Here is a 26,895-nt window from a genome sequence, read left to right as displayed (position 1 = left end):
TCTTAGGGGAAGAAAAATGAAATTTATTCATACAGCTGATTTACATTTAGATACGCCATTTGATGGAATTAAAAATGATATTGAAACACCTGATTCACTTTGGCAAACATTGAAAAATGCACCTTATGAATCTTTTCAACAAATTGTTAATCAAGCAATTGACCATAAAGTTGATTTTATGCTAATTGCTGGAGATATTTTTGACAGTAAAAATCAAAGTGTGAAAGCAGTAAGCTTTTTTATTGAACAAATGAATCGATTGAATGATGCAAACATACCAGTCATGCTTTCCTTTGGAAATCATGACTTTCAACCAGATGGCGGGAAAAACTTTAATTTTCCCAAAAATGTATTTGTTTTTCCAAAGGAAGTTACGACTCATAAACTAACGTTAGATGATGGTGAAAGCGTTGAAATTACTGGATTTAGCTATCCGACTCAAGCAGTTACCACTGATTTAGTTAAAGAATTTCCCTTAAAAAGGAATGCTGAATATCAGATTGGAATGGTTCATGGAGAGATTGGAAAAGACGGAGAGGGGAACTATGCTCCATTTACAGTCTCAGAAATGAAAAGTAAGGGATATGATTATTGGGCTCTTGGTCATATTCATAAACGTAGCGAGTTAAATCAAAGTCCAATGATTGAATATTCAGGAGATATTCAGGGACGACATAAAAATGAATCTGGAGAAAAGGGATATCTTTTAATTGAAACGAAAAATGGACAATTAAAAAAACGTTTTGTAGCCACGGCACCAATTATTTTTATATCAAAAACCATTAAAGTTACTTCAACAATGAATATTACGGATTTAGTTAATCGTATCTTAGAGAATTTGAAGGATTACAGATACAATAAATTACATTTGATTAGCTTAAATTTGGAATCGGAAACCGATGATTTTTCGAATGAAGTGCTTCAAGGAATGGTACATGAACTTGTTATTCATAATTTACAACAGGCTTTGGTTCCTCAATATCAAAAATTAAATGCTTGGGTTTATGAGCTAAAATTAAAATCAAATTTAAAAAAAGAGTTAAGTAACCTGGACCAAGAATTTTGGGATGATGCTAAAGCTGAGGTCTTTTCTAAAGCAAATCTTACTGATTTAGCAGGGAAATTATTTGTTAATGACTTTATTAGAGATGAATTTAATAATGATGAAGCAGCTAATAATTTAATGCAAAAAAGTGAAAATTTGATTAATTTTGAAATGAAAGGAACTGATGCTAATCATGGAAATTACTAAGATTGAAATTTTTGGATATGGAAAATTAAGTCATCAAGAATTTACGTTTAACCGATTTCAGGCCATTTTAGGTTCAAATGAAGCTGGTAAAACAACTATGATTAACTTTATGAAAGATATGCTCTTTGGCTTTACCAAGCGCAAATCAACTCATCCTTATGCACCAAAAGATAAAAGTGAAATGGGTGGGAAAATTTTTATTAATGTTGATAACATTATCTATATAGTTGAGCGGGTTGAAGGAAAAAATGGGGGTGATTTAAAAATAACTGATGATAAAGGAACTGAATTGACATCAGAGATGTTAAAAAAAGTGTTGGGTCCAATTAACCGTAATACATTTGACAATTTATTTTATTTTGGTTCACCTAATTTAGCTGAAATTGGTAAACTTAGTAAAGATGAATTAGAAACTAGAATTCGCCAGGTAGGAGTAATTGGTATTGAGCAATGGTTGGAATTGAAAAAATCTATTGAAAAGGAGGCTGATGGTTTATATTTACAACGTGGGAAAAAACCATTGTTAAATCAGGCTTTGACTAAGTATCAAGAATCTAAACGGGAATTAACTGAAGCGCAAAAATCATATGATCAATATTTAACCTTAAATCAACAATATCAAGAACTTGTTCAAGAAAACGACAAATTAAAGGAGCACCAAAAAAATACTTTTAAACAACTTCGGTTAGTCCAAAAGGATGAACAAAATTGGAATAATTATGCAATGTTACAAAAGTATCAAAAAGAACAAATTGAACTATTATCGGGATTTACCAATAATGATATGAGTGAATTCAAAGATTTAAATAACAAAATTAACTTTTTAAAAGATCAAATAAAAAAATTGCAAACAACAATTTATCAACAACAAGAAAATAGTGCTAACAATTCTGCAACCTACAAATTGTATCTAGCAAATAAAAATAAATTTGATGACTTATATTCACAATTAGACACTCAAATCAACAATGAACGAAATTATAAAAGTACTAAAAATGATTTGCAGCAACGTGAACAAGACTTAGATTTTGATAACGATGTAGCTGGTGGAAATGATAGTCTTGAATTTAATGTTGCTGATAAAAATCTCGTTAATCAATTGATTGATAAAAAACAAAGTCTTAAAGCAAATCGATCACTTACACGAGAAACAAAACAACCATCTAGGTCTAATAATCTTTGGATGTTGTTAGTAGGAGCTGGCTTAGTTTTAACTGTTATTGGGATTGGATTGGGAGGAAATGAGTTACTTGGTTTATTGTTAGCTGGGATTATTTGTATGGGAATTGGGATTTATTTTAAATTACACCTCCCTCAGTCTTCAACAACATCTTTACAAATCAGTTATGATAATCAAATTAAGAAAATTGATTTGCAATTACAACAAATTGCGGATAAATATCAAATTAAAGATGAGCATCCAGAGACGTGGACGACAACTTTACAGCATGCAATTAAAAAGCGTAATGCTCATCGTCAACATATTGAATCAATTAGACAGCAATTAAATGATGATTATCAAGAGCTTTTAAACTATTTAAAAAGTTGGGACTTACTTGAATTAAATTATCAAGATTTTAATCAATCTTTGAATGAAATTAAACAATTTATGCTTAAAGTTCATTCCCTACAAAATCAAAAAAAAGTTCAACAAGAAAAACAAGTTGAAAAGTTAAATGAAATTTCAGGATATCAAAAGCAAATCGAAGACCTTGAACAACAACAACAACTTTTTTTGCGCAAACGAAATGTTGTTAGTTTTGCTGATTATGAACAACAATTTGGAATTCAACAAGCAGGGCGTAGAAGACAAGATAAAATTAAAGAATTACAAAACTCATTAAGTACTAATATGATTGAAAGGCTTAACCAATATGAAAATTATGATGAGTTACTGGCAGAAGTAAATCAATTAAAAGTTGAAGATGCTAAAGCTTCAGAAAAAGTAACAGAAACTTCAGAAAAAATAAGTTTGATAAATATTGAAATTAATAGTTTAGTTAAAAATGGAACTTATGATGAGTTACGTCAAAAAGTAGCTATCCAAAAGGCTGAGATTAATGATTTAGTTTCAAAATGGTTAACTTTAAAATTAACTGATGAATGGATTGAAAAAGTACTTAATTTGGCTAGCCATGGAAGATTTCCACAGGTACAGGCATTAGCACAAAAGTATTTTAATACATTAACTAATCACCATTATGTTTCAGTAGAATATGGAAAGAAAATTAAAGTTAAAACAGCTAAGGGAACTAAGTTTGAGGTAAAGGAATTATCCAAAGGAACTATGCAACAGCTTTATCTTGCATTAATTTTTGCTTTGACAATGTCTTTTAGTGATGAATATCCTATGCCAATTATGATTGATGATGGGTTTGTTGATTTTGATCATGTTCGAACTGATGCAGCGATTAGTTTAATGAAAGAAATATCTGAGACAACTCAGGTTATCTATTTTACTGCTGATGATCGAATTGAAAATTCTGTAAAATCAAATGATTTATTAAAATTAGACTAAAAAAAGGAGATTACAATTTGTAATCTCCTTTTTCTAATTTATTTTTTAGCAGTATCAACATATCCAGAAAGAATATTACTCATACTCTTGTCTTCAATATGAACATCACCATCTTTTAATACCTTTGAAACAACATTATGAAGTGTAGTGCTGTTGTTCATTCTTGATGTAGCAATTTGATCTTTAAGTTCTGCTTTATGATCTTTCCAAGATTCTTTAGCAGGGTGTTTAACCATTTTAATTACTACATAACCAGCATCTGTCTTAACTGGTTCAGTTGTATATTCACCATTTTTAAGCGCAAACGCTGCCTTTTTAAACTTAGAATCAACACTAGTACTCGTGTTATCAAAGGCAGGTAATAACCCACCCTTGTTCTTAGTTGCATCATCAGTTGAGTATTTTTTAGCCAAAGCATCAAATTTCTTACCGTTTTGCAATTCAGAAATTACAGTATTAGCAGTATCTTTGTCTTTAACCGTAATTGCTTTAACGGTAACTTTAGGTTCGTAACTCTTAAATTGTTTTTGTAAATCCTTATCGGTAAAACTAGTTTTATCCAAAACAGCTTGTTTTAATAATAAGTTATCTCTAATCGAACTCTTTAATTGTGATTCTGTCATACCTTGTTGTTGTAACATAGCAGCAAATTGTGAGCCGTATTGACTCTTATATTGTTTTAATTGATCATTAACCTCTGACTTTTTAACTTTGTCCCCATATTTATGTTCGAGAACTTTGTTTAAAATCAATTGTTGAAGTTCTTGTTTACCTTGTTGGGTTTCTTTCATTTTATTGTAGTATTGTTCTTCAGTGATTTTACCACCATCTGTTGTAACTACAGTTTTATCACTTTGACCACAAGCTACAAGCGATAAACTCATCAAAAGTCCAGCAGCACCTACTGCCCATTTCTTCTTATTCATTAATACACGTCCATTTCTTAAATAAATATTTAGTTTTCAGTTACCAAACTAATTGTAACTTTAATATACCATAACTAATTTAACATGTTTAATCAGTTATTAAACTTAATCATATTTTAATTTACTTAATCTGTTCTTTAATTGCTTCTTGAAGGGCTGTGTACTTGGATTTATCGTAGTCACTTTCATGGTTCCCAAAATGAATTGAAAAATCATCATTTTCACTATATCTTGGAATAAGGTGAAAATGAGCATGAAGGACTGATTGATATGCAATTTCGCCATTATCATTAACGATATTCATTCCCTTAATTTCTGGATTTGATGCTTTAATTGCACGAGCAATCATTGGAACTCTAGCAAAAATATTCCCGGCTTCCTCAGCAGTAAGATGATAAATATCCTGAACATGTTTTTTGGGAATCACTAAAGTGTGGCCCGGCGTAGTTTGCGAAATATCTAAAAAGGCAAGAACTTCACTATCTTCATATATTTTGTAACTAGGTATTTCTCCAGCTACAATTTTACAAAAAATACAATTTTCATTTGGCATAATAAATCTCCTTTTTGACAATTATACACCATTATATAACGTAATTAGAAAAGTTAATCGTGTGATATAATTGAAGAAACATTTCATTTAGAAAAAAGGGAGTTTAGATGAGTTTAAAAGTTAGTAATTTAACTGGGGGATATTCCAGCATCCCAGTTTTAAAAAAAGAAACCTTTAATGTTAATGATGGTGAATTGGTTTCCTTAATTGGCTTGAATGGATCTGGTAAATCAACCACCATTAATCACATCATGGGGTTAATGGAGCCTTTTTCTGGGACCATTACAGTTAACGGAATTAAGATTAGTGATGATGTTGAAAAGTACAAGCAGCAAATTGCTTATATTCCAGAAATGCCTGTGTTATACAATGACTTAACGCTTCGAGAGCATATTGAAACTACTATTATGGCTTATAATCTCGAATCGAAAGAAGCCTGGGAAAATGCTAAAAAATTATTAGAAATATTTCGACTTGATAATAAGCTTGATTGGTTTCCATCTAATTTTTCTAAAGGGATGCGGCAAAAAGTAATGATTGTTTGTGCTTTTATTACTAAAGCTCAATTATTCGTAATTGATGAACCCTTTTTAGGATTAGATCCACTTGCAGTTAATGATTTATTACAATTAATTGATAAAAAGAAACATGAGGGAGCCAGCATTTTAATGTCAACTCATGTACTTGATGCAGCTGAAAAATATTGTGATCGCTTTGTTTTAATTAACGATGGAACGGTTAGCTATGAGGGTACGATGTCTGAGATTCAAACCCATTATGCTGATTTGGGTAATTCCTTAAATGATATTTATCTTGCTTTAGCAAAAAAGGGTGGGTTTCATGAGTAATTTTTTTAAAAATCGTTTGCAAGTTCATTTTAAGAACTTAGCGCGTTATCTTAAATATGTATTTAATGATTTTTTTGTGATTGCATTGATGTTTTTCGTTGGTGCACTGGGATTAGTTTATGCTAATTTTTTAAAAGGGCTTAGTCATAACCTATGGTGGGAAAAAGTTGTGATAATTTTAGCTTTAGTAGTCGGGTTACAAATTTGTGGCTTAGCAACTTTAGTAAAAAAACCAGATCAAATTTTTGTTGCTCCAAAAGAATATGACTTAAAAAAATACTTCAGAGCAGCATTAGAATATAGTTTCCTTATGGCCACTTTTTTTCAAGCGGTGTTTATTTTTATATTAATGCCATTTATAATGATTAGCTTAAATTGGTCAATTAGTAAAATCATTATATTATTTGTTTTAATTATTATTTTAAAGTGGATGATTCTCACAAATCACTTAGGTGATTTGTATCTAAATTTTCCCAAAAACAACTGGCAAAAAGGAACCATTAATTTGATTGTTCCAATGATTTGTTTAATCATAGCAGTTTATTTTAATTTATTTGTTGGACTTATCATGGCAATAATATTTGCAATTTGTTTACAAATGCTATTTAATCGTTTAACTAAATTAATTGATTGGAAATATGTGGTTAATAGTGAAGAGCGACGAATGTCAGTTATTTATCGTTTTTTAAGTTTATTTAAAGATGTCCCTGAAATTAAGCCAAAAAGTAAACGTCGTGGTTGGTTAAGGCCATTATTTAAATTAATTAAAAAAAATCAAGCTAATACATTTACTAATTTATATCTAATTACTCTTATCCGCGATGGTGAAATTAGTTCTTTGTTCTTTCGACTAACTGTAATTGGATTTTTAGTAATTATTTTTGTGAAAAATGCAATAATGAGTGTCTTTATTTATGATTTATTTATTTACTTAGTTGGATTTCAATTAATTCCTGCTTACAAAGTATTTGATGACAATGTTTTTGTTCATATTTATCCAATTTCTAATCAACAACGAATTGATAATTTTCGAAGTGTAGTTAAAACACTTCTTTTCATCGAGAGCTTAGTTCTAATGATTGGAATGTTTTTTAGCAAAATATCGCTTAGTTTTATTGGACTAGCTTTAATAATTGGTTTATTTGAAATTTATTATTTAACCGGTCCGTATCTTAAGAATAAATTTAAAAATGAAATGGAGTTTTAGTTATGCGTGTTAGAAAGAAAAAATGGGCAATTCCTTATATGAAAGCCCATCCAGAATATTTAGTTACCAATCCTGAAAAGTTACTAGGAAATTGGGAGTCAAGATTTAAAAAAAATCAACCCATTCATGTTGAAGTTGGTTCTGGAAAAGGACAATTTATTATTGGAATGGCAAAAAAACATCCAGAAATTAACTATATTGGAATTGATTTACAAGATTCAGTTTTAGCAATGGCCGTTCAAAAAGCAGTTGAAGGTGAATTGGATAATGTGCAATTAGTTTTAACAGATGGAGCGAACGTCGACACCTTTTTTGAAAAAGGTGAAGTTGCTAAACTTTATCTTAATTTTTCTGATCCGTGGCCCAAAAGTCGTCATGAAAAACGTCGTTTGACTTACAAAACTTTTCTTAAAAGTTATGAAAATATTTTACCAGATAATGCTGAGTTAGAATTTAAAACCGATAATCGTGGATTGTTTGAATATTCGTTAGTTAGTTTAAATAATTATGGAATGAAATTTAAAATGGTAAATCTTGACCTTCATCATAGCGATGCAGCAGTTATTGCAGAAAATATTGAAACAGAGTACGAAGAAAAGTTCAAACAAAAAGGCCCAATCTATAAGATTGTAGCCCAATTTACAAAACATATTTAATCATTTAAATGATGAATTAATAATTTTAAATCCATATGCATCATTATTGTCAGGATTAAAAATGAAGGTATATGAATCAATAACATCATCATCATTTTCAACATTTACTCCGCATTCGTATTCTAAGCCCTTATCATTATCAAAATCAATCCAGTAACCCTTTAGATGGTCTTTGCCAAAGCGTTTTTGAAGTAGTTTAGTTAGGGATTGATGAATTTGATCTTGCTTTGCTTCTTTTCTTTTTTTGGTAACTAAATAAGCGGATGTTCCGATTAAAGATAAAAGTGCTGGAATCAATAATTTTTTATGTGCCATTGATTTGATCCTTTCAGTTTGCTTGATTTAGACTTATTATATAACAATTTAATTTTAATGAACGAAAAAAATAGAAAGAGTGAATTAATTTATGGAAGAATTAGCTGTAATGAACGAAAAAGAACTTGAAAAAAAAATAAACAAGGGAAATTATATCTTGTTTTTCACTGCTAGCTGGTGTCCAGATTGTAATTTTATCAAGCCTGCTATGCCAGAAATTATTGATGAATTTCCCGAATTTACTTTTATTAAAGTCGATAGAGATGATAATATTGAACTATGTAAAGAATTAGATATTTTTGGAATTCCAAGTTTTGTGGCATATAGCAATGGAAAAGAAATTGGACGTCTGGTTAATAAAGATCGTAAAAGTAAAGCTGAAATAGAAACTTTTATTAAAGCTTTACCTAAACAATAAAAATTTGGGGAGTTTAACATGATGCTTACAAGTTATAATTTTAAACAAATTGGTGACGTTTTAATAGTGGTTTTAGGACCGGATAAAGGGTTACAGACTACTGAAAAAAAAGATGGGATTGTTTCGATTAAAGACGAAGATGGAAAAGTAATTGGATATAACATTTTTAATGTTAGTCAAGTTTTACCCGAAATTAAAAACCAAAATGGACAAGTTTCCTTATCAAAAAATCAGATTACTGAATTAAATAATAAGATTGCAGCAGCTGGGTTTTCTCCCGAATTGCCAACTGAGGTAGAATCGAAATTTGTAGTTGGTTACGTAAAATCTATGAAAGAACATCCCAAATCAAGCCATCTTCATATTACTGAAACAGAAGTGGAAGATGGAAAAACACTTCAAATTGTAAGTAGTTCACCAAATATGCAAGAAGGAATTAAAGTGGTCGTGGCTGAAGTTGGTGCGATGATGCCAAATGGATTAATTATTTGGCCTAGCAAATTAAAAGAAGTAGAAAGTGATGGAATGATTTGTTCTGGAAGAGAACTTAAAATTCCTAATGCACCTGATCAACCAGGTGCATTAATTTTGCCTGACACTTATGAGGTTGGCGAACCATTTGATTTTGCTAAAGCAAATACGCTTTTTGACGAATAGAAAATATTCGTTTTTTATACATAAAAAATAGTTAAGGTGAAAATTATGGATCGTTATGATGGACCAGCTTTTTTTAGAAAATATTTTAGAGGAAAAGTTCCTTTTAAGGAGACGCATTCTGGTCAAGTCAATCCGAGGTTACTAGATAAAACAAATAGAGAAAACAAAAATAAATCAGATTTAAATCGGACCAAGTCTCAATTTATTAAAACTGATCGTGCTGAATCGCAATCTAACTTAGTCTTAAAGACTAAGTCTTTTCAGCCTAAACAGCTTTTTAATTCAGAAAGGGTTTTTAATCAAAGAACTAATGAATTTACTAATCGGTATAAACTAGCAATTGAAGGGTTAGAAAAAACTCAAAATCTTATTTTGATTGCTAACAATGATGAATTATTAACTCAGAAAAATATTGTTTCAACTTGGTCTAATGATAAAAAGGTTGAAAATTTGAAAAAGACTGAGCTTCACGAAAATCATTCAAAAATTATTAATTCAGTTAACTCAATAGAAGATAAGAAAATTAAAAAAGAGCTTAACCCAATTGGTGTGTCTTCTGATAGCAAACAAAAAAATCATGAAAATGAAAATGAAAACACTGTGGATAACTTTACTGATAATCGTGAAAGTACTATTCACCATCGAGGTTTGGGGCATTCCTTGAATGATATTTTGAAAGATGAAGCAGGATTGGCTGATAATTTACCTTTGTTTAATAATAATCGACACAATTTACAAAGTCCAAAAGAAAATAAAAGTGTTGGACAAGATAACGCTGGCGTTGAGACCTTTTCAAACTCTGATCGAAATGAAGCAGAGAATAGGGAAGTCAATCCAAAAGCAGAGTTACAAGACAAAGAAAATCAACTTACGACTGAAAATGGGGATCATCATTTTATTACGCATGCATCTACTCCGAGCCTTGTTAATCAAAATTATCAATTCCCGAGTGATGAACTATTGGTTCCACCAGTTAATGATGTTGACTCAAACATGGACGAGTGGATTACTGATCAAGCAATTACCTTAGATAATACATTAGAAGCCTTTCATGTAAAGGGACATGTAGTTGATTGGACTAACGGACCAACGGTTACCCAATTTCAAGTTAAACTTGACTTAGGTGTAAAGGTTAGCAAAGTTACAAACTTAACTGATGACTTGAAAATGGCATTAGCTGCAAAAGATATTCGGATTGAAGCCCCAATCCCTGGAAAATCAACCGTAGGAATTGAAATTCCTAATCGTCATCCACGACCAGTGATGTTATCAGAAATTTTGGACGCACCTAAGTTTAAAAATAATAAATCTATAACGGAAGTAGCAATGGGGGTAGATATTGAAGGACATCCGGTGACAGCTAATCTAAATAAGATGCCCCATGCTTTAATTGCTGGAGCCACTGGCTCGGGTAAAAGTGTTTTTATCAATAGTCTACTGGTTTCATTACTTTATCATGCAGATCCTAGTGATTTAAGAATGCTTTTAATTGATCCAAAAGCTGTAGAATTAGCGCCATACAATGAAATTCCCCATTTGATATCCCCAGTCATTTCTGATCCAAAAGAAGCAGCTGCTGCACTTAAATGGGTAACTAATGAAATGGATAATCGCTATGATCGATTAGCAGCTGCTGGGGTTCGTAATATTGCACAATACAATCAAAAAGCGCATGAAGCTAATCGGGATCGAGATAAGTTACCATATATTTTGGTAGTAATTGATGAATTAGCTGATTTAATGATGGTTGCTTCTAATGAAGTTCAAGATTATATTGTCAGAATTACCCAAAAAGCACGAGCTGCTGGAATTCATTTAATTGTTGCAACACAACGTCCTAGTGTTGACATTGTGACAGGAACTATTAAGAATAATATTCCAACCAGAATTGCCTTCATGGTTTCAAGTCAAATTGATTCTAGAACAATTATTGATCAATCAGGAGCTGAGCGTCTACTTGGAAAAGGGGATATGCTTTATCTGGCTAATGGGGCTAATAAACCTTCACGTTTGCAAGGGGCATTTGTTACTAATCAAGAGGTTGAAGCAGTGACTCAATTTGTCCGGAGTCAAGCAAGGGTTCACTATGATTTTGATCCTAAATCATTGGTAAAAAGTGTTGATCAAGCAACTAAACATGATGAAATTTGGAAACGAGTTTTAGAATACATTGCTGGGGAAGATAATGTTTCAACTTCTAAACTACAAAGAGTTTTTTCCATTGGTTACAACCGTGCTGCAACGATTATTGATGATTTAGAAAAAAATAATTTTATTTCTGGGCAACATGGGTCTAAACCACGTGATGTTTATTTGACAGAAGATGATTTTCATAAATTAAATGTCTGATTAATAAAAATGATATGATATTAATTAATTACAGAAACTTAAGGGGAGTTTTCATAAATAATGACTAAACCAGAATTGAAAATCGATAAAAATACAACTTATTATTTTGTTGGGATTAAAGGAACCGGGATGAGTGCGATGGCACTTGTAGTGAAAGACATGGGTTGTAAAGTAGAGGGATCAGATATTGAAAAATATACTTTTACGCAAAAAGGATTAGAAGATGCTGGAATTAAAGTATTTTCATTTAATCCTGATAATATCAAAAAAGGCATGACTTTAATTGTTGGAAATGCCTTTGAAGATAATCAGCCTGAAGTTGTTCGGGCTCAAGCGTTAGGTCTTCCAATTTTTAGATATCCTGAATTTTTAGGTGAGTTAATAAAGGGTTATACAAGTATTGCAGTTTGTGGTGCACATGGTAAGACAAGTACCACTGGATTATTAGCTCACGTACTTAGTGGAATTGCCCCAACTGACTATTTGGTTGGTGATGGAACTGGAAATGCACTTCCTGATGCTCGCTTTTTTGTTTATGAAGCTGATGAATATCGTCGTCATTTTATGCCAACTTATCCGGATTATGCTATTATGACTAACATTGATTTTGACCATCCTGACTATTACACAGGAATTGATGATGTTTTTGATGCTTTTCAAACATTTGCATCACATGTTAAAAAGGGAATTTTTGCGTGGGGAGATGATCCTTATCTTCGTAAAATTAAGTCTGATGTTCCAATTTACTATTATGGTACAAGTGAAAATGATGATTTTAGAGCAGTTGACATAAAAAGAACTACTGCTGGATCGACTTTTAACGTTTCCTTTAGAGGTGAAGATTTAGGTCGTTTTGAAATTCCTTTATTTGGAGAACATAATGTACTTAATTCACTTGCTGTAATTGCAGTATCTTATTTTGAAGAAGTTGATTTAAATGAAATTCAACGTGAATTATTAACTTTCAAGGGCGTTAAACGTCGTTTTTCAAAAATTAAAGTTGGAGATATGACTATTATTGATGATTATGCTCATCATCCTTCTGAAATAAAAGCAACTTTGGATGCGGCTCGTCAAGAATTTCCAAATAAAGAAATCATAGCAGTCTTTCAACCCCATACTTTCAGTAGGACGATTGCCTATCTAAATGATTTTGCTAAAACTTTGTCCAAAGCTGACCACGTTTATATTACTAAGATTTATGGATCTCCTCGTGAAAAATCAGGTAATGTTAGTAGCCAAGACTTAGTTAACAAAATTCCTGGATCTGCTTTAATTAAAGAAGACAATGTTTCTCCTTTATTAGACTACAAAGATGCAGTAGTGATTTTTATGGGCGCAGGTGACATTCAAAAATATGAGAGAAGTTATGAAGAGTTACTTAGTCATTTGAGTAAAAAAAATAACTAAATTAAAGTATGACGAATAGTCATGCTTTTTTTTGCTTAAAAATTAGTGTTAAAATATAATAAATAAACTGGGAGGAATTTCCATATGACTGAAAAAAAACTTTTATTAATTGATGGAAATTCATTAACTTATAAAGCATTTTTTGCTTTATATACCTCAATGGATCGATTTACTAGTCCAGAAGGATTGCATACAAGTGCAATTTATGGATTTAATCGAATGTTAAATGATATTTTAGCTGATATTAAACCTACATCAATTTTAGCGGCTTTTGATGCAGGTAAAAAAACATTTCGAACTAAAATGTATGCTGATTATAAAGCAGGCCGTGCTAAAATGCCTGAGGAATTAAGGGAACAGTTTCCTTATGTAATCGACTTACTAAACGCTCGAGGAATAAAAACTTACGAATTAAAAGATTATGAAGCAGACGATATTATTGGAACGACTGCTAAAATGGCTGAAAAAGATGGGTATCACGTCGACATTATTACGGGAGATCGGGACTTAACTCAGCTTTGTTCGGATAAAACGACCGTTAGTGTTTCTAAAAAAGGAGTAAGTGATCTTGAGGCATATACTCCCGACTACGTAGAACAAACGATGGGAATTAAACCAGAACAAATCATTGATGTTAAAGGACTTCAAGGAGATAATTCGGATAATTATCCCGGCGTTGAAAAAGTTGGACCCAAAACGGCGATTAAATTAATTAAACAATATGGTACGGTTCAAGGAATTTATGACCATCTTGATGAAATTACGGCTAAAAAATTGAAGGAACATTTGGTAAATGATGAACAGCAGGCATTTCTTTCTAAGAAATTAGCCACCATTGATACTGATGCTCCCATTGATATCAAACTTGATGACTTATTTTACAAAGGTCCTCAGGAACCAGCGTTATCTGATTTTTATAAAAAGATGGGCTTTAAATCATTTTTGAATAGTTCTACGGATGATGATAATCAACTCGGAACTTCTAAAATTGAATTGCCAGACATTGAATATACAGAATTAACTCAAACTAATCTTGATGAAGTAACCAGTTTAGGCGATGAAGTTACCTTTAATCTGGAAACCATTAATCCTAATTACCATACGGCTGAACAATTAGGATTTGTAATTGGTGATGGGATAAAATGGTTTGTTAGTCGAGATATGAGTCTCCTATCTGATAAACGGGTTAAACACATTTTACAAAATAGTAAGGTTAAGAAAAATATTTTTGATACCAAAGCCCAAATTGTTGGATTAAATCGAAATGAAATCAGCCTTCAGGGTGTTGATTTTGATATGTTGTTAGTTTCATATTTAATTAATACGTTAAATAACGAAGACGATATTGGTGAAGTTGCTAATCGACATGGATATTTTGGAGTTTTATCAGATGAAGAGATCTACGGAAAAGGCAAGAGTCTTAAAATTCCTGATAACCAAGCCCTTTTTGAACATATGGCACGAAAAGCAGTAGCCGTTGCGACATTAAAAAAACAAATGCTCGAAAAATTAGAAGAACATCAACAATCTGATTTATATCGTGATTTAGAATTACCATTGGCTCAGGTTTTAAGTGCTATGGAAATTCAAGGAATTAGTGTAGATAAAGAAAAACTAGATGAATTAAAAAGTAAATTTACTGAAAGAATTAGTGAATATGAACAAAAAATTTATCAAGCGGCGGGAGAGAAGTTTAATATTGGTTCGCCTAAGCAACTGGGAGTTATTTTATTTGAAAAAATGGGTTTGCCAGTAGTCAAAAAAACTAAGACTGGTTATTCAACTGCCGTTGATGTGCTAGAAAAATTGGCTCCTGATTATCCAATTATTGAAAATATCCTCAATTACCGTCAATTAACTAAATTGACTTCAACTTATCTTGACGGAATTAAGGCCGATATTACAAATGATGGTAAAGTGCATACCCGTTATTTACAAACTTTGACTCAAACTGGTCGATTATCTTCAGTAGATCCCAATTTACAAAATATTCCTGTTCGAACTGAAGAAGGGCGTAAAGTTCGAGAAGCTTTTGTACCTAGTCATAAGGGCTGGAAATTATTTTCTTCTGATTATTCTCAAATTGAACTAAGGGTTTTAGCTGCAATTTCTGGTGATAAAAATATGCGTGCGGCATTTGCAAGTGGTGAAGACATCCATGCCGCCACTGCTCGAAGAATTTTTGAATTAGATAAAGATGCTGAAATAAATCCAGACTTACGGCGTCAGGCAAAAGCAGTAAACTTCGGAATTGTTTACGGAATTAGTTCATTTGGCTTAGCCCATAATACTGGAATTTCAAATGCTGATGCTAAACGATTTATTGATAAATACTTCCAAGAATACCCTGGAGTTAAGCAATACATGGAAGACTCAGTTGAATTTGCTAAGAAACATGGGTATGTTGAAACAATCTCACATCGAAGACGGTATATTCCAGAAATTAATTCTAAGCGGTTCCAACAGCGTCAATTTGCTGAAAGAATTGCGATGAATTCGCCTATTCAAGGAAGTGCGGCTGATATTATCAAAGCTGCTATGATTAAAATGCAATCAGTTTTAAAAGAAAAGGGATTACAAGCTAAAATGTTGCTTCAAATTCATGATGAATTAATTTTTGAAGCACCAGAAAAGGAAATTCCAGTTTTAGAAAAATTAGTTCCCAAAGTTATGGATTCCATAATAGAAACAGATCAATTACTTAGCCAGTCAACGGTTGATTTTAATGTACCTTTAAAAGTTGAAAGTCATTACGGATCAAATTGGTATAATATAAAAAAATAATTAAAAGAGGTGGATTAAATGCCAGAATTACCAGAAGTTGAAACAGTTCGACAAGGTTTAATCAAGTTAGTGAAAGGGACTACCATTCAATCTGTGGAGGTTTTATACCCTAAAATGATTAATTTACCTGTTGACGAATTTGAAAATAAATTAGCTGGTAAAAAAATTATTGATATTGATCGTCGTGGTAAATATTTATTATTTAGATTAAGCGATGATTATACCCTAGTCTCTCATTTAAGAATGGAAGGAAAATACGAAGTTCAGCTAGAAGGGACTGAAAGACCTAAGCATACGAATGTAGTTTTTCATCTAACAGATGGTCGAGAATTGCGTTATAAAGATACGAGAATGTTTGGGAAAATGGCATTGGTAAAAAACGAAGATGTTTATCAGCTATCTGGATTAAATAAAATCGGACCCGAACCAACTGAAGAATTTTTAAAATTTGATTATATGAAAGAAATTATGCACAAATCACATCGAAAAATAAAGAGTTTTCTATTAGATCAATCCAAAATTGCTGGATTGGGAAATATTTATTGTGATGAAGTATTATGGATGTCTAAAATTAATCCTGAACAACTTACTAATGAACTTAGTGATGCTGAAATTAAAAGTTTGCGAGAAAATATTATTAATGAAATTGCAGCAGCTGTAAAGGGACATGGAACAACCGTACATTCATATTCAAATGCTTATGGAGAAGCAGGCGAATTTCAAAATCAACTGCATGCATATGGACGTAAAGGTGAAATTTGCGAACGTTGCGGTACCGTCATGGAGAAAATAAAGGTTGCACAAAGAGGAACGACTTTTTGTCCTAAATGTCAAAAAATGCATGGTGATTTAAGTGACTAAGATAATTGGATTAACCGGAGGAATTGCTTCAGGAAAGTCTACAGTTGGAAACCTATTACGTGACTATGGATTTAAAGTAATTGATTTAGACCAAACAGTTCATTGGTTAGAAAGTGAAAATCAATTAGTGATTGATCAAATTGATACCATTTTTGGGAATAAAGTGGTTGTTGAGGGAAAAATAAAGCGCAACAAATTAGCCGAAATCGTTTTTAATGATAAAAAAGCTTTAAAGCAGTTAGTTAGAATTTTAAATCCTTTTTTAATCAGTGAAATTCAAAAAGTTTCAAATAAACAAATGGTTTTTATTGAAGCACCTACATTATTTGAAAATGGTTTACAAATTTATGTTGATGAAGTGATAATGGTTGCTTGTGATCCACTAGTTCAAATACAAAGGCTAATGAAAAGAAATAAGATATCAATTAGTAAAGCAAGTTTATTAATTAATAATCAATGGCCACAGACAATAAAAAAAGAATTGTCAGATATGGTGATTGATTCGTCAAATGGAATTGATGAATTAAAAAAGCAAGTACAATGCTTAATTGATAATTTGAGGTAATATAATGAAATGTCCTAAGTGTCAGCATACATCTTCAAAAGTTTTAGAAAGTCGACCAATTCAGGTTGGAAATGAAATTCGCCGACGTCGTGAATGTAATAATTGTGGTCATCGTTTCACCACTTTTGAAAGGATTGAGGCATCGCCCTTATTAGTTGTAAAGAAAAATGGAAATCGAGAAGAATTTAGTTCTGAAAAGGTGCTACGAGGAATTATTCGATCTTGTGAGAAAAGACCAGTATCACTTGAACAAATGAATCGAATTGTGAATGAAACAAAGCGAAATTTGGAAAATTATGATAATGGTAGCCATGAGGTTTCAAGCGAATTAATTGGTCAAGGAGTTATGTCTGGTTTAAAAGATATTGATGAAATTGCTTATATTAGATTTGCGAGCGTTTATCGTCAATTTAAGGATATGAATGAGTTTTATAGTAAAATGAAGGAATTGATGGGAGAAGATTCTCCCAAGAAGAAAATAAGTGATGAATAATAATCAAATTATTGAACCAAAAACAGAATACCAAGTTTATCGAAACGGTGAATTAAATGCGACCGATTTTCAGAATTTAACTAAATTATATTTGCCAATCGTCGGAGCAAATGCATTTGCGTTAATTAGTTCATTGTGGAATAGCGATAATCAGCAGCATGAACATTTTTCTTTGATGAACGGAATTGGAATTGATGGTAGTGAGCTTTATCAGGCTCGTTTAAAACTTGAAGGAGTTGGATTAGTTCAAACTTTTAAGAATGAAACGGAAAAGTTCACGTATCTATTAGCAAAGCCTTTAAGTGCAAGTGATTTTTTTAATAATGGCCTACTTAGTGAAATTTTGTTAGAAATGGCTGGTGAATCAAAATATTTAGCTTTAGCAGAGGAATTGTTACCTCATGACTATGATGTTTCATTATTAAATGATACAACGCATGATTTTTTAGAGGTTTATACAATTAATCAGCAAAACGTTACTAATCCATCTGATACGATAAAACAAGTACAGCAAATTATTCCAAAGGAAAAGTCAACCCTAGTCAATCAACATGACAAATTAGATTTTAAATTAATGTTGGATGTTTTAAATAATTCATTTGTAAACCTTGAAGATGTAAAAAAAAATCATGAATTGTTCGTTTCAACCAATTTATTATATGGAATTAATGAAATTGCAATGACTAAACTGATAGAACAAGCTACTAATTTGACTAATAATCATTTTGATCCGCAAAAATTTAAATTATTAGTATCGAGAAATAATCAAGTTAGCTTACACGATTACGAACCTAAAGTTAATGATTCTAATCAAAGTGATAAATATCATTTTGATAATGAAGAACAACAATTGATTAAAACAGCTAAGAATTATGCACCATTGCTTTTTTTAAGTGCTTTAAAGAAAGAAAAGAATGGTTATACTACTAGTTCAGAAGAACGAGTTATTTCTCAATTGGTTGAAAAAATGGTTTTGAAGAATGATGTCATTAATATGTTGATTTATTTATTATTGGTTGATCGCAATTATCCAACTTTAAATAAAAATTTAGTTGATACAATTGCTAATGATTGGGCTCAAAATCATATTAAAACTGCTGAACAAGCTCTTGAACAGATTAAGACACGTGATAGTAGAATTAATGCTGAAAAAATCAAACGACGCAAAAAATCTAATCAGCGTGCTAAATTAACGGTTAGAGAAACTTTGCCAGATTGGGCAAAAAATCAATCAACTAAGTCAAAATCAAATTTGAAAAACAATAATGATGAAAGTGAATCGGTTGAAGAAATGTTGAAAAAATTCAACAAAAAAAAGTGAGGTGAAAATTGATGGAAAATGTTGGTAAAAATTTTAAAGCAATCATGGCTACTAATAATTATCTAAAAGATTATCAAAAGTTAATGAATCGAGTTTATTCTGACCCTGAAGTTAAAGCTTTTATCAAAAAAAATCGTGCTGAGTTAACGGATGATTCAATTAAAAAATCAGCTTCAAGTTTGTATGAATATGTTAATAAACGTGATGCTATAAAAAATGGAACGGATGCATATGTTAAAGGATATGAACCAAAACTGGTAATTAATAATCATGCCATTGAGGTTTCTTATCAACCTACTAAAGCTTATTTAGAAGAAGCCAAAAAGCAAGAAATCAAAAATAATATTAAAGATTTAGGAATGTCTAAGGCATTACAAAACGCAAATATAAATGACTATTATCATAAAGATAATCCTCAACGAGAAAATGCATTGCTCCAAGCCCTAAAATTTATCGATGCATATGAAAGTGATCCTAGTCAATATCATAAGGGAATTTATATTTATGGTAGTTTTGGAGTTGGAAAATCATATTTATTAAGTGCAATCGCACATCGGTTAGCCAATGACAACATTAGAACAACCTTTTTACATTTTCCTTCATTTGCAATGGATATGAAATCACTAATCAGTTCTAAAACGGATTCAGTTGGTAATCAAGTTGACCAAGTAAAAAAAGTACCAGTTTTAATGATAGACGATATCGGTGCCGATTCAATGTCATCATGGATTCGTGATGATATTTTAGGAGTTATTTTGGAATATCGGATGCAAAATCAGCTATCAACTTTCTTTAGTTCTAATTTTTCAATGGAACAGTTGGAAAAAGAACACTTATCGATTACTGCCAAGGGGGATGTTGAACCATTAAAGGCTAAACGATTAATGGAGCGAATTAAATTCTTAGCTACCCCAATTGAAGTTAATGGAGAAAATTTACGAAATTAATAAGTTTCATTCTTGACTTTTTCTAATTGGTTGAGTATTGTATTAACAAGGATATGAATTAACTACGAATTCGCAGAGAGAATAACATTTTCTGGAAGTTATTTGTTGGAAGAGTTAATTTACCGCCTTAACTAAATTAATTAATAAAGTGGTTACAAATGAGATATCCAGGATAATGGATGAATTTGGGTGGAACCGCGTCTAACGACGTCCCTAGTATTGAATAATACTAGGGACTTTTTTTATAGGGGGAAATATTATGTCAAAGTTATCCTTTGAATTTCCAGATGGAAATCAAAAAGAATTTGATGTTGGTGTATCTGTAAAGGACATTGCCAAATCAATCTCAGTTAGTTTAGCCAAAAAAGCCGTTGCTGGTAAGGTAGATGGTGAAATGGTTGATGTATTAGCTCCGTTACAAAAGGGTGGAAAGATTGAAATCATTACTTCTGGATCAGAAGAAGGGTTACAAGTTCTTCGCCAAAGTGCGGCTCAATTATTAGAAACGGTTGCTAAAAAACAATTTCATGATATTAAAATTGGTGAAATTTCTGCTGATAAAGATGGCTTTTACGTTGATACTGATAAATCAGAACGACAAGTTAGTGCCGATGAATTAGAAGAATTAACTAATCAAATGAAGCAAGTTATCAAAAATGATGCTACTGTAAAACGAGTTTATTTAAGTAAGGATGATGCTTTAAAAGAAGTTGATGGTGATCCTTATCAGGCTAAACTTATTGCGGGAATTGATTTAGATAATGTTTTATTTTATAACATTGATGGCGTATTAACCTTAGCTCAAGGAGTTGTTGCACCAAGTCTTAAAAATCTTAAACATTTTAAATTGTTGTCAGTTGCTGGTGCATATTGGGAAGGTAAGTCATCTAACCCAATGTTACAAAGAATTTATGGAACTGCTTTTTATAAAGAAACAGAACTTGAAGCAGACTTAAAAGCACGTCAAGAAGCTAAAGAACGTGATCATCGTGTAATTGGTAATAACCTTGACTTGTTCTTTGTTGATCCTAAAGTTGGTGCAGGACTTCCTTACTGGATGCCAAATGGTGCAACTATTCGTCGGACCATTGAACGTTATATTACTGATAAAGAATTAGCTAACGGTTATCAACACGTTTATACTCCTGTTTTAGCCAACCTTGATTTGTATAAACAATCTGGTCACTGGGATCATTATCGGGAAGACATGTTTCCTCCAATGGAAATGGATGATGATGAAATGCTTGAGTTACGTCCAATGAATTGTCCTTCTCATATCCAGATTTACAAACATCATATTCGCTCATATCGTGAACTTCCACTTCGAATCGCCGAATTAGGAATGATGCACCGTTATGAAAAGTCTGGTGCTCTAAGTGGTCTCCAACGAGTTCGGGAAATGACACTTAATGATGGACATACGTTTGTTGCTCCCAATCAAATTCAAGATGAATTTAAAAAAATTCTTCGTTTAATGATGGATGTATATCATGACTTTGATATTGATAACTACACATTTAGACTTAGTTATCGTGATCCAAAGAATACGGAAAAGTATTTTGATGACGATGAAATGTGGAACAAAGCTCAATCAATGCTTAAAGGAGCAATGGATGAGCTTGGGTTGGACTATGTTGAAGCCGAAGGGGAGGCCGCTTTTTATGGTCCAAAACTTGATGTTCAAACAAAAACTGCTCTTGGAAATGAAGAAACGTTATCAACCATTCAACTTGATTTCATGCTTCCAGAACGTTTTGATTTACATTATGTTGGCGAAGATGGCAAGGAACATCGTCCAGTTATGATTCATCGTGGAATTGTTTCAACCATGGAAAGATTTACTGCCTATCTTATTGAGATGTATAAAGGGGCTTTCCCAACTTGGTTAGCGCCAAAACAAGTAGAAATAATTCCAGTTAGTGATGAAAAATATGGAGATTATGCACGTAAGTTAAACGAAAAGCTTTCAGCAATTAAAATTCGGTCGCATGTTGATGTTCGAAGTGAGAAGATGGGCTACTTAATTCGTGATGCTCAAACACATAAAATTCCATATACAATTGTGGTGGGGGAAAATGAAGTTAAGAATGACACCGTTTCTGTTCGTAAATACGGTGAAGAAAATAGTCGAGATATGTCAATTGATGAATTTGTCATGGAAATCTTAAAAGACATTTCAAGTTACTCAAGAGATGCTAGTAAAGAAAAAGAATCAGTTGACAAAGTTAAATAGGGTTGATATGATTGAGTAGTTAAAAGCAGAGGCTTCCCGCTTCTCGCCTAAGTGATTCTAATTGCTGGGCTTTACGAATGAAAGACCTATTTTGATAGGGATAGCGGGGGTCCATTGTGGATTCCTGCTATTTTTCTGCTTTAAAATTACTTGGAGGTGAACCACTATAGCAAAGAGAGATCAAATGGTTAACGATGGTATTCGTGCCCGTGAAATGATGATTATTGATGATAATGGGAACAAGCTTGGTCTAAAGACAAAACAAGAGGCAATGCAAATTGCTGAAGATGCAAATCTTGATTTAGTAATTGTTGCTCCTAATGCGAAGCCAGCAGTTGCTAAAATTCTTGACTACGGGAAATATCGTTTCAATCAACAAAAGAAAGATCGTGAAGCCCGTAAGAAGCAAAAAATTGTTAGTGTCAAAGAAATTAGATTAAGTCCTACAATTGATACTAATGACTTTAATACTAAACTTAAGAATGCACAAAAATTCTTAAGTAAAGGTGAAAAGGTTCGAGTATCCATCAGATTCAAGGGACGTGCTATCACCCATAAGGAAATCGGTCGGACTGTTCTTAACAAAATGGCTGATGCACTTTCTGATATTGCTACTGTTACTCAACGAGCAAAAATGGATGGCCGTAGTATGTTCTTAATGCTTGCACCAAGTACTAATAGAAAGAAATAATTAATTTCTTTAATTAAAGAGGAGGATATTGTTATGCCAAAGATGAAATCAAATCGTGCCGTTGCAAAAAGATTTAAGAAAACCGCTAAGGGTGGACTTAAAAGCGCACATGCTTTTACTAGTCACCGTTTTCACGGTAAAACTAAGAAACAACGTAGACATTTACGTGGGACACATATGATTAATAGTATCTGGAACAAGACTTACAATGAACTTTTAAGAAAATAATTTAACTATAGGGGGAATTTAATATGCCACGAGTAAAAGGTGGAACTACCACACGTAACCGTCGTAAACGTGTTCTTAAATTAGCTAAAGGATACCGCGGAGCTAAACATCGTCTTTTCAAAACTGCTAAAGATCAAGTAATGAAATCACGTACTTACGCTTTCCGTGATCGTCGTAATAACAAAGGTAACTTCAGAAAAATTTGGATTACTAGAATTAATGCTGCAGCTAGAATTAATGATATTAGTTATAGCAAACTTATGCATGGATTAAAGGTTGCTAACATTGATATGAATCGTAAAATGTTAGCTGACTTAGCTGTTAATGATGCTGAAGCATTTGCTGCTTTAGTAGCACAAGCTAAAAAGGCTCTTTAATTAAAACATTAAAAACTTCCATCAAAATTTTTGGTGGAAGTTTTTTTCTTCAATAACTTTCCAATTACCAGTTAAATGATTTAAAATAATAAGTAATGAGAAAAGAAAGAAGGGTTGTTATGCTAGGTGCTTTTAAACCGACATGGATGGTTGAAAGTTTATATCATATTTCACCAACAAAATTAAAAGAAAATGGAATTGATACAATTTTGACTGATCTAGACAACACGTTAATTCCTTGGAATAATTCAATTGGAACTAATAAGATTGTAAAATGGATTGCCTTTATGAAAAAAGAGGGAATTAGCGTGATTGTAGTTTCTAACAACAATCCCAAGCGAGTAGAAATTGCAGTTGCTGCTTTAGATATTCCTTTTGTTGCTCATGCATTAAAACCCCTTAATCGTGGAATAAAACAAACTTTAAAACGATTTAAGCTTAATCCAGATCAAGTTGTAATGGTTGGAGATCAATTAATGACAGATGTGTGGGCAGCAAATAATTGTCATATTAAAAGCATCTGGGTTAAACCATTAGTAAAAACTGATATGTTGCCAACTAAAATAAACCGTTTTCTTGAGTCTGTAGTTTATAAGATGCTCAAGAAAAAATATCCGAACTTGCATTGGAAGGAAGACATTGACTAATGGTAGAAAATAACGATATTAACAAAATTTTAGAAGAAAAACTTTATTGTATTGGTTGTGGGGCTTTAATTCAAGATTCTGATAAAGAAAAGGTAGGTTATACACCCAAGTCAGCAATTGAAAAGGGTCTTGAAACTGGAGAATTATACTGTCAACGTTGTTTTAGACTTCGCCATTATAATGAAATTCAACCTGTTGATGTTTCAGATGATGAATTTCTTCGCCTATTAAGTAAAATTGGTGATACAAATTCATTAGTCGTATATGTGGTTGATATTTTCGACGTAAACGGCAGTATTATTCCTGGGATTCAACGTTTTGTAGGAAATAATCCTATTATGCTAGTTGGTAATAAGGTTGATTTATTGCCATCTTCATTTAAGGCGACCAAAATTAAGGATTGGCTTCGTCAAATGGTTAATAAAGCTGGAATTAAACCAATTGATATTGAATTAGTGTCTGCTAAAACTAATCGTTCAGTTGATGATTTACTAGATGCAATTAAAAAATATCAAAAAGATCGGGATGTTTATGTAGTCGGAGTGACTAATGTTGGTAAGTCAACATTAATTAATCAAATCATTCATCAAGCTTCTGGACAATCTCAAGTTATTACTACTTCAAAATTTCCAGGAACAACTTTAGATATGATTAAGATTCCGTTAGATGATGGACATGATTTAATTGATACCCCAGGAGTAATCCATGATAGTCAAATGGCACATTATTTGTCTGCTAAAGATTTGAAATATGTTTCCCCACAAAAACGAATTAAGCCAAGAGTTTATCAATTAAATGACGGACAAACATTATTTATTGGAGCTTTAGGTAGATTTGATTACGTTAAGGGTCCTAAAACTGGATTTACGGTCTATGTTGATAATAATTTGATGATTCATCGAACTAAAACTGAAAATGCAAATGATTTTTTTGATAAACATGCTGGTGATCTTTTAAATCCCCCAGTTGGTAAAGAAAATGTTATTCCCTTACAGCGACATGAGTTTAAAGTAGATGATACTTCTGATTTAGTCATTGAAGGATTAGGATGGATTACTATTCCTAAAGGATCTGTGGTTGCTGGATGGGCTCCTAAAGGGGTCTCCGTTTTAATTAGAAAAGCAATGTTTTAAGGAGAAATTATGAATTTAACAGGTAAACAAAAAAGATTTTTACGAGCCAATGCTAATCATTTACGTCCAATATTTTCAGTTGGTAAAAATGGATTAAATGAAACTTGGCTTAAAGAAGTGATGCAAGCAGTTGACAATCGCGAGTTAGTTAAAATCAGTATTCAGCAAAGTGCTGATGTAGATACTGATGATGTTAAGAACTTTATTGAAGAAAATAGTGATATTAATGTGGTACAAACCATTGGTAAAACTGTTTTATTATTTAATCAATCATCTAACCCAAAACATCGTGACATTTCAAATGGTGTTTTTAGTTTATAGGTAATAGTTATGGAACGAAAAAGAATCGGGATTTTAGGTGGAACGTTCAATCCTATTCATTTAGGACATTTGGTCATGGCTGAGCAAGCTTTATTTCAATTAAACTTGGATAAGGTATTATTTATGCCAGATTATTTACCACCACATATTGACCATAAGGATGCAATTGATGCAATTGATCGAGTAAAGATGATTAAGTTAGCCATCGCTGATAACTCTAAGTTTAAACTAGAAACTTTAGAAGTTGATCGTCAAGGAAAGAGTTATTCCTTTGATAGCATGAAACAACTCACAAAACGTCATCCTGATGTTGATTACTATTTTATTATTGGAGGAGATATGGTAGCTTACCTACCAAAATGGTATCGAATTAATGATTTATTAAAGATGGTTACTTTTGTTGGAGTTCAAAGAAATGGGACAAAAGAGGAATCCAACTATCCTGTACAGTGGATTACATCTCCAACAATTGATATATCTTCAACTTACGTTAGAAATTCAATTAAACGACATCATAATTTAAAGTATCTCGTCCCAGATCAAGTATTAAATTATATTAAGGAGCATCATCTTTATGAATGAAGTTAAGTATGACTACACTAAATTTGCGAAAATGAATCGTGATGAAATATTGACAGAAATGCAAAAGCATCTTAATGATAAAAGATTTCAACATTGCCTTAGAGTCGAACAAACTGCAATTGAATTAGCACGTGAAAATGAGGTTAATCCGGAAATTGCGGGGCTTGCGGGATTAGTTCATGATTATGCTAAGCAACGGCCAAATGAAGACTTTATTAAAGTAATTAAAGAACATCATCTTGATCCAGACTTACTTAATTATGGAAAAGCTATTTGGCATGGTTATGTTGGTTATCTTTTAATTCAAAGTGAATTAGGAATTAATGATGTAAGAATTTTAAATGCAGTTAAATATCATACGATTGGGGCACCTGATATGGATAAGTACGCGCAAATTACTTATATGGCTGACTTTATTGAGCCTAATCGTGATTTTCCTGAAGTTGATGAGGCACGCGTAATCACTCATAATAATTTATGGCAGGGTGTTATTTTTCAAAATGAAAAGACTATGCAATTGTTGATTAATAAAAGTAAAGCAATTTATCCAGCTGCAATTGTTGCTTATAATGCAATTGTTGCTGGAATTAAGTAGGAGATAAT

General features: G+C 32.0%; 27 protein-coding genes. 24 read left to right on the top strand and 3 right to left on the bottom strand.

Annotated features, from left to right (window positions below; genetic code table 11):
• Nucleotides 1–16: 16 nt before the first annotated feature.
• Nucleotides 17–1,252, top strand: coding sequence for a metallophosphoesterase family protein (locus AC0GLY_RS04190; protein WP_496610944.1), 1,236 nt, complete (start codon nucleotides 17–19; stop codon nucleotides 1,250–1,252).
• Entirely contained in the window at nucleotides 1,239–3,770 is a 2,532-nt protein-coding gene (locus AC0GLY_RS04185) for an ATP-binding protein (RefSeq protein WP_496610942.1), read from the top strand. Before AC0GLY_RS04190 ends, AC0GLY_RS04185 begins: the two co-directional genes overlap by 14 nt.
• Nucleotides 3,771–3,808: 38 nt before the next feature.
• On the opposite strand, the gene AC0GLY_RS04180 is transcribed toward AC0GLY_RS04185, so the two are convergent.
• Both AC0GLY_RS04180 and AC0GLY_RS04175 read right to left on the bottom strand, forming a co-directional pair.
• The gene (locus AC0GLY_RS04180; RefSeq protein WP_496610941.1) at nucleotides 3,809–4,696 is read right to left on the bottom strand and encodes a peptidylprolyl isomerase; all 888 of its coding nucleotides are present in this window, start codon (nucleotides 4,694–4,696) and stop codon (nucleotides 3,809–3,811) included.
• Between the two features lie 121 nt (nucleotides 4,697–4,817).
• On the bottom strand, nucleotides 4,818–5,249 hold the full coding sequence (locus AC0GLY_RS04175) for an HIT family protein (protein WP_496610940.1): 432 nt from the start codon (nucleotides 5,247–5,249) through the stop codon (nucleotides 4,818–4,820).
• 107 nt (nucleotides 5,250–5,356) lie between these two features.
• Here AC0GLY_RS04175 and AC0GLY_RS04170 point away from each other — a divergent pair, with 107 nt between their 5' ends.
• From AC0GLY_RS04170 to trmB, 3 genes are read left to right on the top strand one after another with little or no spacing between them, the layout of a single operon-like run.
• Nucleotides 5,357–6,097 carry an ABC transporter ATP-binding protein gene (locus tag AC0GLY_RS04170; RefSeq protein WP_496610939.1) on the top strand — a complete coding sequence of 247 codons (741 nt, stop codon included), beginning with the start codon at nucleotides 5,357–5,359 and terminating at the stop codon, nucleotides 6,095–6,097.
• Entirely contained in the window at nucleotides 6,090–7,304 is a 1,215-nt protein-coding gene (locus tag AC0GLY_RS04165; RefSeq protein WP_496610938.1) for an ABC transporter permease, read from the top strand. Before AC0GLY_RS04170 ends, AC0GLY_RS04165 begins: the two co-directional genes overlap by 8 nt.
• Before the next feature lie 2 nt (nucleotides 7,305–7,306).
• Entirely contained in the window at nucleotides 7,307–7,960 is a 654-nt protein-coding gene (trmB, locus tag AC0GLY_RS04160) for a tRNA (guanosine(46)-N7)-methyltransferase TrmB (protein WP_496610937.1), read from the top strand.
• Here the strand turns inward: trmB and AC0GLY_RS04155 are convergent, their stop codons facing one another.
• The gene (locus tag AC0GLY_RS04155) at nucleotides 7,961–8,275 is read right to left on the bottom strand and encodes a hypothetical protein (protein WP_496610936.1); all 315 of its coding nucleotides are present in this window, start codon (nucleotides 8,273–8,275) and stop codon (nucleotides 7,961–7,963) included.
• Between the two features lie 91 nt (nucleotides 8,276–8,366).
• On the opposite strand from AC0GLY_RS04155, the gene AC0GLY_RS04150 reads away from it, so the two are divergent.
• The 19 genes from AC0GLY_RS04150 to yqeK all read left to right on the top strand — a co-directional run bounded on the left by AC0GLY_RS04150 (nucleotide 8,367) and on the right by yqeK (nucleotide 26,887).
• Complete coding sequence (locus AC0GLY_RS04150; protein WP_496610935.1) at nucleotides 8,367–8,693, top strand: thioredoxin family protein; 327 nt, start codon at nucleotides 8,367–8,369, stop codon at nucleotides 8,691–8,693.
• Nucleotides 8,694–8,711: 18 nt separating this feature from the next.
• Nucleotides 8,712–9,350: a YtpR family tRNA-binding protein gene (gene ytpR / locus AC0GLY_RS04145; RefSeq protein WP_496610934.1), complete on the top strand. Its 639-nt coding sequence runs from the start codon at nucleotides 8,712–8,714 to the stop codon at nucleotides 9,348–9,350.
• A 45-nt stretch (nucleotides 9,351–9,395) separates the two neighbouring features.
• Nucleotides 9,396–11,699, top strand: a complete 2,304-nt coding sequence (locus AC0GLY_RS04140; RefSeq protein ID WP_496610933.1) for a DNA translocase FtsK — start codon at nucleotides 9,396–9,398, stop codon at nucleotides 11,697–11,699.
• An 81-nt stretch (nucleotides 11,700–11,780) separates the two neighbouring features.
• Nucleotides 11,781–13,109, top strand: coding sequence for a UDP-N-acetylmuramate--L-alanine ligase (gene murC, locus AC0GLY_RS04135; protein ID WP_496612248.1), 1,329 nt, complete (start codon nucleotides 11,781–11,783; stop codon nucleotides 13,107–13,109).
• Nucleotides 13,110–13,193: 84 nt separating this feature from the next.
• On the top strand, nucleotides 13,194–15,893 hold the full coding sequence (gene polA / locus AC0GLY_RS04130) for a DNA polymerase I (protein WP_496610932.1): 2,700 nt from the start codon (nucleotides 13,194–13,196) through the stop codon (nucleotides 15,891–15,893).
• Nucleotides 15,894–15,911: 18 nt separating this feature from the next.
• A complete protein-coding gene (mutM, locus tag AC0GLY_RS04125; protein ID WP_496610931.1) occupies nucleotides 15,912–16,754 on the top strand; it encodes a DNA-formamidopyrimidine glycosylase in 843 nt (280 codons plus the stop codon).
• Nucleotides 16,747–17,319 carry a dephospho-CoA kinase gene (gene coaE, locus AC0GLY_RS04120; protein WP_496610930.1) on the top strand — a complete coding sequence of 191 codons (573 nt, stop codon included), beginning with the start codon at nucleotides 16,747–16,749 and terminating at the stop codon, nucleotides 17,317–17,319. The genes mutM and coaE overlap by 8 nt, the downstream gene beginning before the upstream one ends.
• A 4-nt stretch (nucleotides 17,320–17,323) precedes the next feature.
• Nucleotides 17,324–17,812 carry a transcriptional regulator NrdR gene (nrdR, locus tag AC0GLY_RS04115; RefSeq protein WP_496610929.1) on the top strand — a complete coding sequence of 163 codons (489 nt, stop codon included), beginning with the start codon at nucleotides 17,324–17,326 and terminating at the stop codon, nucleotides 17,810–17,812.
• On the top strand, nucleotides 17,805–19,133 hold the full coding sequence (locus AC0GLY_RS04110; protein ID WP_496610928.1) for a DnaD domain protein: 1,329 nt from the start codon (nucleotides 17,805–17,807) through the stop codon (nucleotides 19,131–19,133). Before nrdR ends, AC0GLY_RS04110 begins: the two co-directional genes overlap by 8 nt.
• An 11-nt stretch (nucleotides 19,134–19,144) precedes the next feature.
• Nucleotides 19,145–20,080, top strand: a complete 936-nt coding sequence (dnaI, locus tag AC0GLY_RS04105; RefSeq protein ID WP_496610927.1) for a primosomal protein DnaI — start codon at nucleotides 19,145–19,147, stop codon at nucleotides 20,078–20,080.
• Nucleotides 20,081–20,339: 259 nt separating this feature from the next.
• Entirely contained in the window at nucleotides 20,340–22,313 is a 1,974-nt protein-coding gene (thrS, locus tag AC0GLY_RS04100) for a threonine--tRNA ligase (RefSeq protein WP_496610926.1), read from the top strand.
• Between the two features lie 184 nt (nucleotides 22,314–22,497).
• Nucleotides 22,498–23,004 (top strand): translation initiation factor IF-3, encoded by a 507-nt coding sequence (gene infC / locus AC0GLY_RS04095; protein WP_496610925.1) that lies wholly within the window; start codon nucleotides 22,498–22,500, stop codon nucleotides 23,002–23,004.
• Nucleotides 23,005–23,037: 33 nt separating this feature from the next.
• On the top strand, nucleotides 23,038–23,232 hold the full coding sequence (gene rpmI / locus AC0GLY_RS04090) for a 50S ribosomal protein L35 (protein WP_496610924.1): 195 nt from the start codon (nucleotides 23,038–23,040) through the stop codon (nucleotides 23,230–23,232).
• Nucleotides 23,233–23,255: 23 nt separating this feature from the next.
• Nucleotides 23,256–23,609, top strand: coding sequence for a 50S ribosomal protein L20 (gene rplT / locus AC0GLY_RS04085; protein WP_496610923.1), 354 nt, complete (start codon nucleotides 23,256–23,258; stop codon nucleotides 23,607–23,609).
• Between the two features lie 119 nt (nucleotides 23,610–23,728).
• Nucleotides 23,729–24,256: a YqeG family HAD IIIA-type phosphatase gene (locus tag AC0GLY_RS04080; RefSeq protein ID WP_496610922.1), complete on the top strand. Its 528-nt coding sequence runs from the start codon at nucleotides 23,729–23,731 to the stop codon at nucleotides 24,254–24,256.
• Nucleotides 24,256–25,389 (top strand): ribosome biogenesis GTPase YqeH, encoded by a 1,134-nt coding sequence (gene yqeH, locus AC0GLY_RS04075; RefSeq protein WP_496610921.1) that lies wholly within the window; start codon nucleotides 24,256–24,258, stop codon nucleotides 25,387–25,389. The genes AC0GLY_RS04080 and yqeH overlap by 1 nt, the downstream gene beginning before the upstream one ends.
• Before the next feature lie 9 nt (nucleotides 25,390–25,398).
• Nucleotides 25,399–25,710 (top strand): ribosome assembly RNA-binding protein YhbY, encoded by a 312-nt coding sequence (gene yhbY, locus AC0GLY_RS04070; protein ID WP_496610920.1) that lies wholly within the window; start codon nucleotides 25,399–25,401, stop codon nucleotides 25,708–25,710.
• Between the two features lie 9 nt (nucleotides 25,711–25,719).
• Entirely contained in the window at nucleotides 25,720–26,292 is a 573-nt protein-coding gene (locus tag AC0GLY_RS04065; protein ID WP_496610919.1) for a nicotinate-nucleotide adenylyltransferase, read from the top strand.
• Entirely contained in the window at nucleotides 26,285–26,887 is a 603-nt protein-coding gene (gene yqeK / locus AC0GLY_RS04060) for a bis(5'-nucleosyl)-tetraphosphatase (symmetrical) YqeK (protein WP_496610918.1), read from the top strand. Before AC0GLY_RS04065 ends, yqeK begins: the two co-directional genes overlap by 8 nt.
• Nucleotides 26,888–26,895: the final 8 nt, after the last annotated feature.

It is taken from the genome of Fructilactobacillus sp. YLN 2507, from assembly GCF_059614085.1.
The sequence above is the reverse complement of the archived record's forward strand: the minus strand, read 5'-3'. Positions and strand labels throughout refer to the sequence as shown.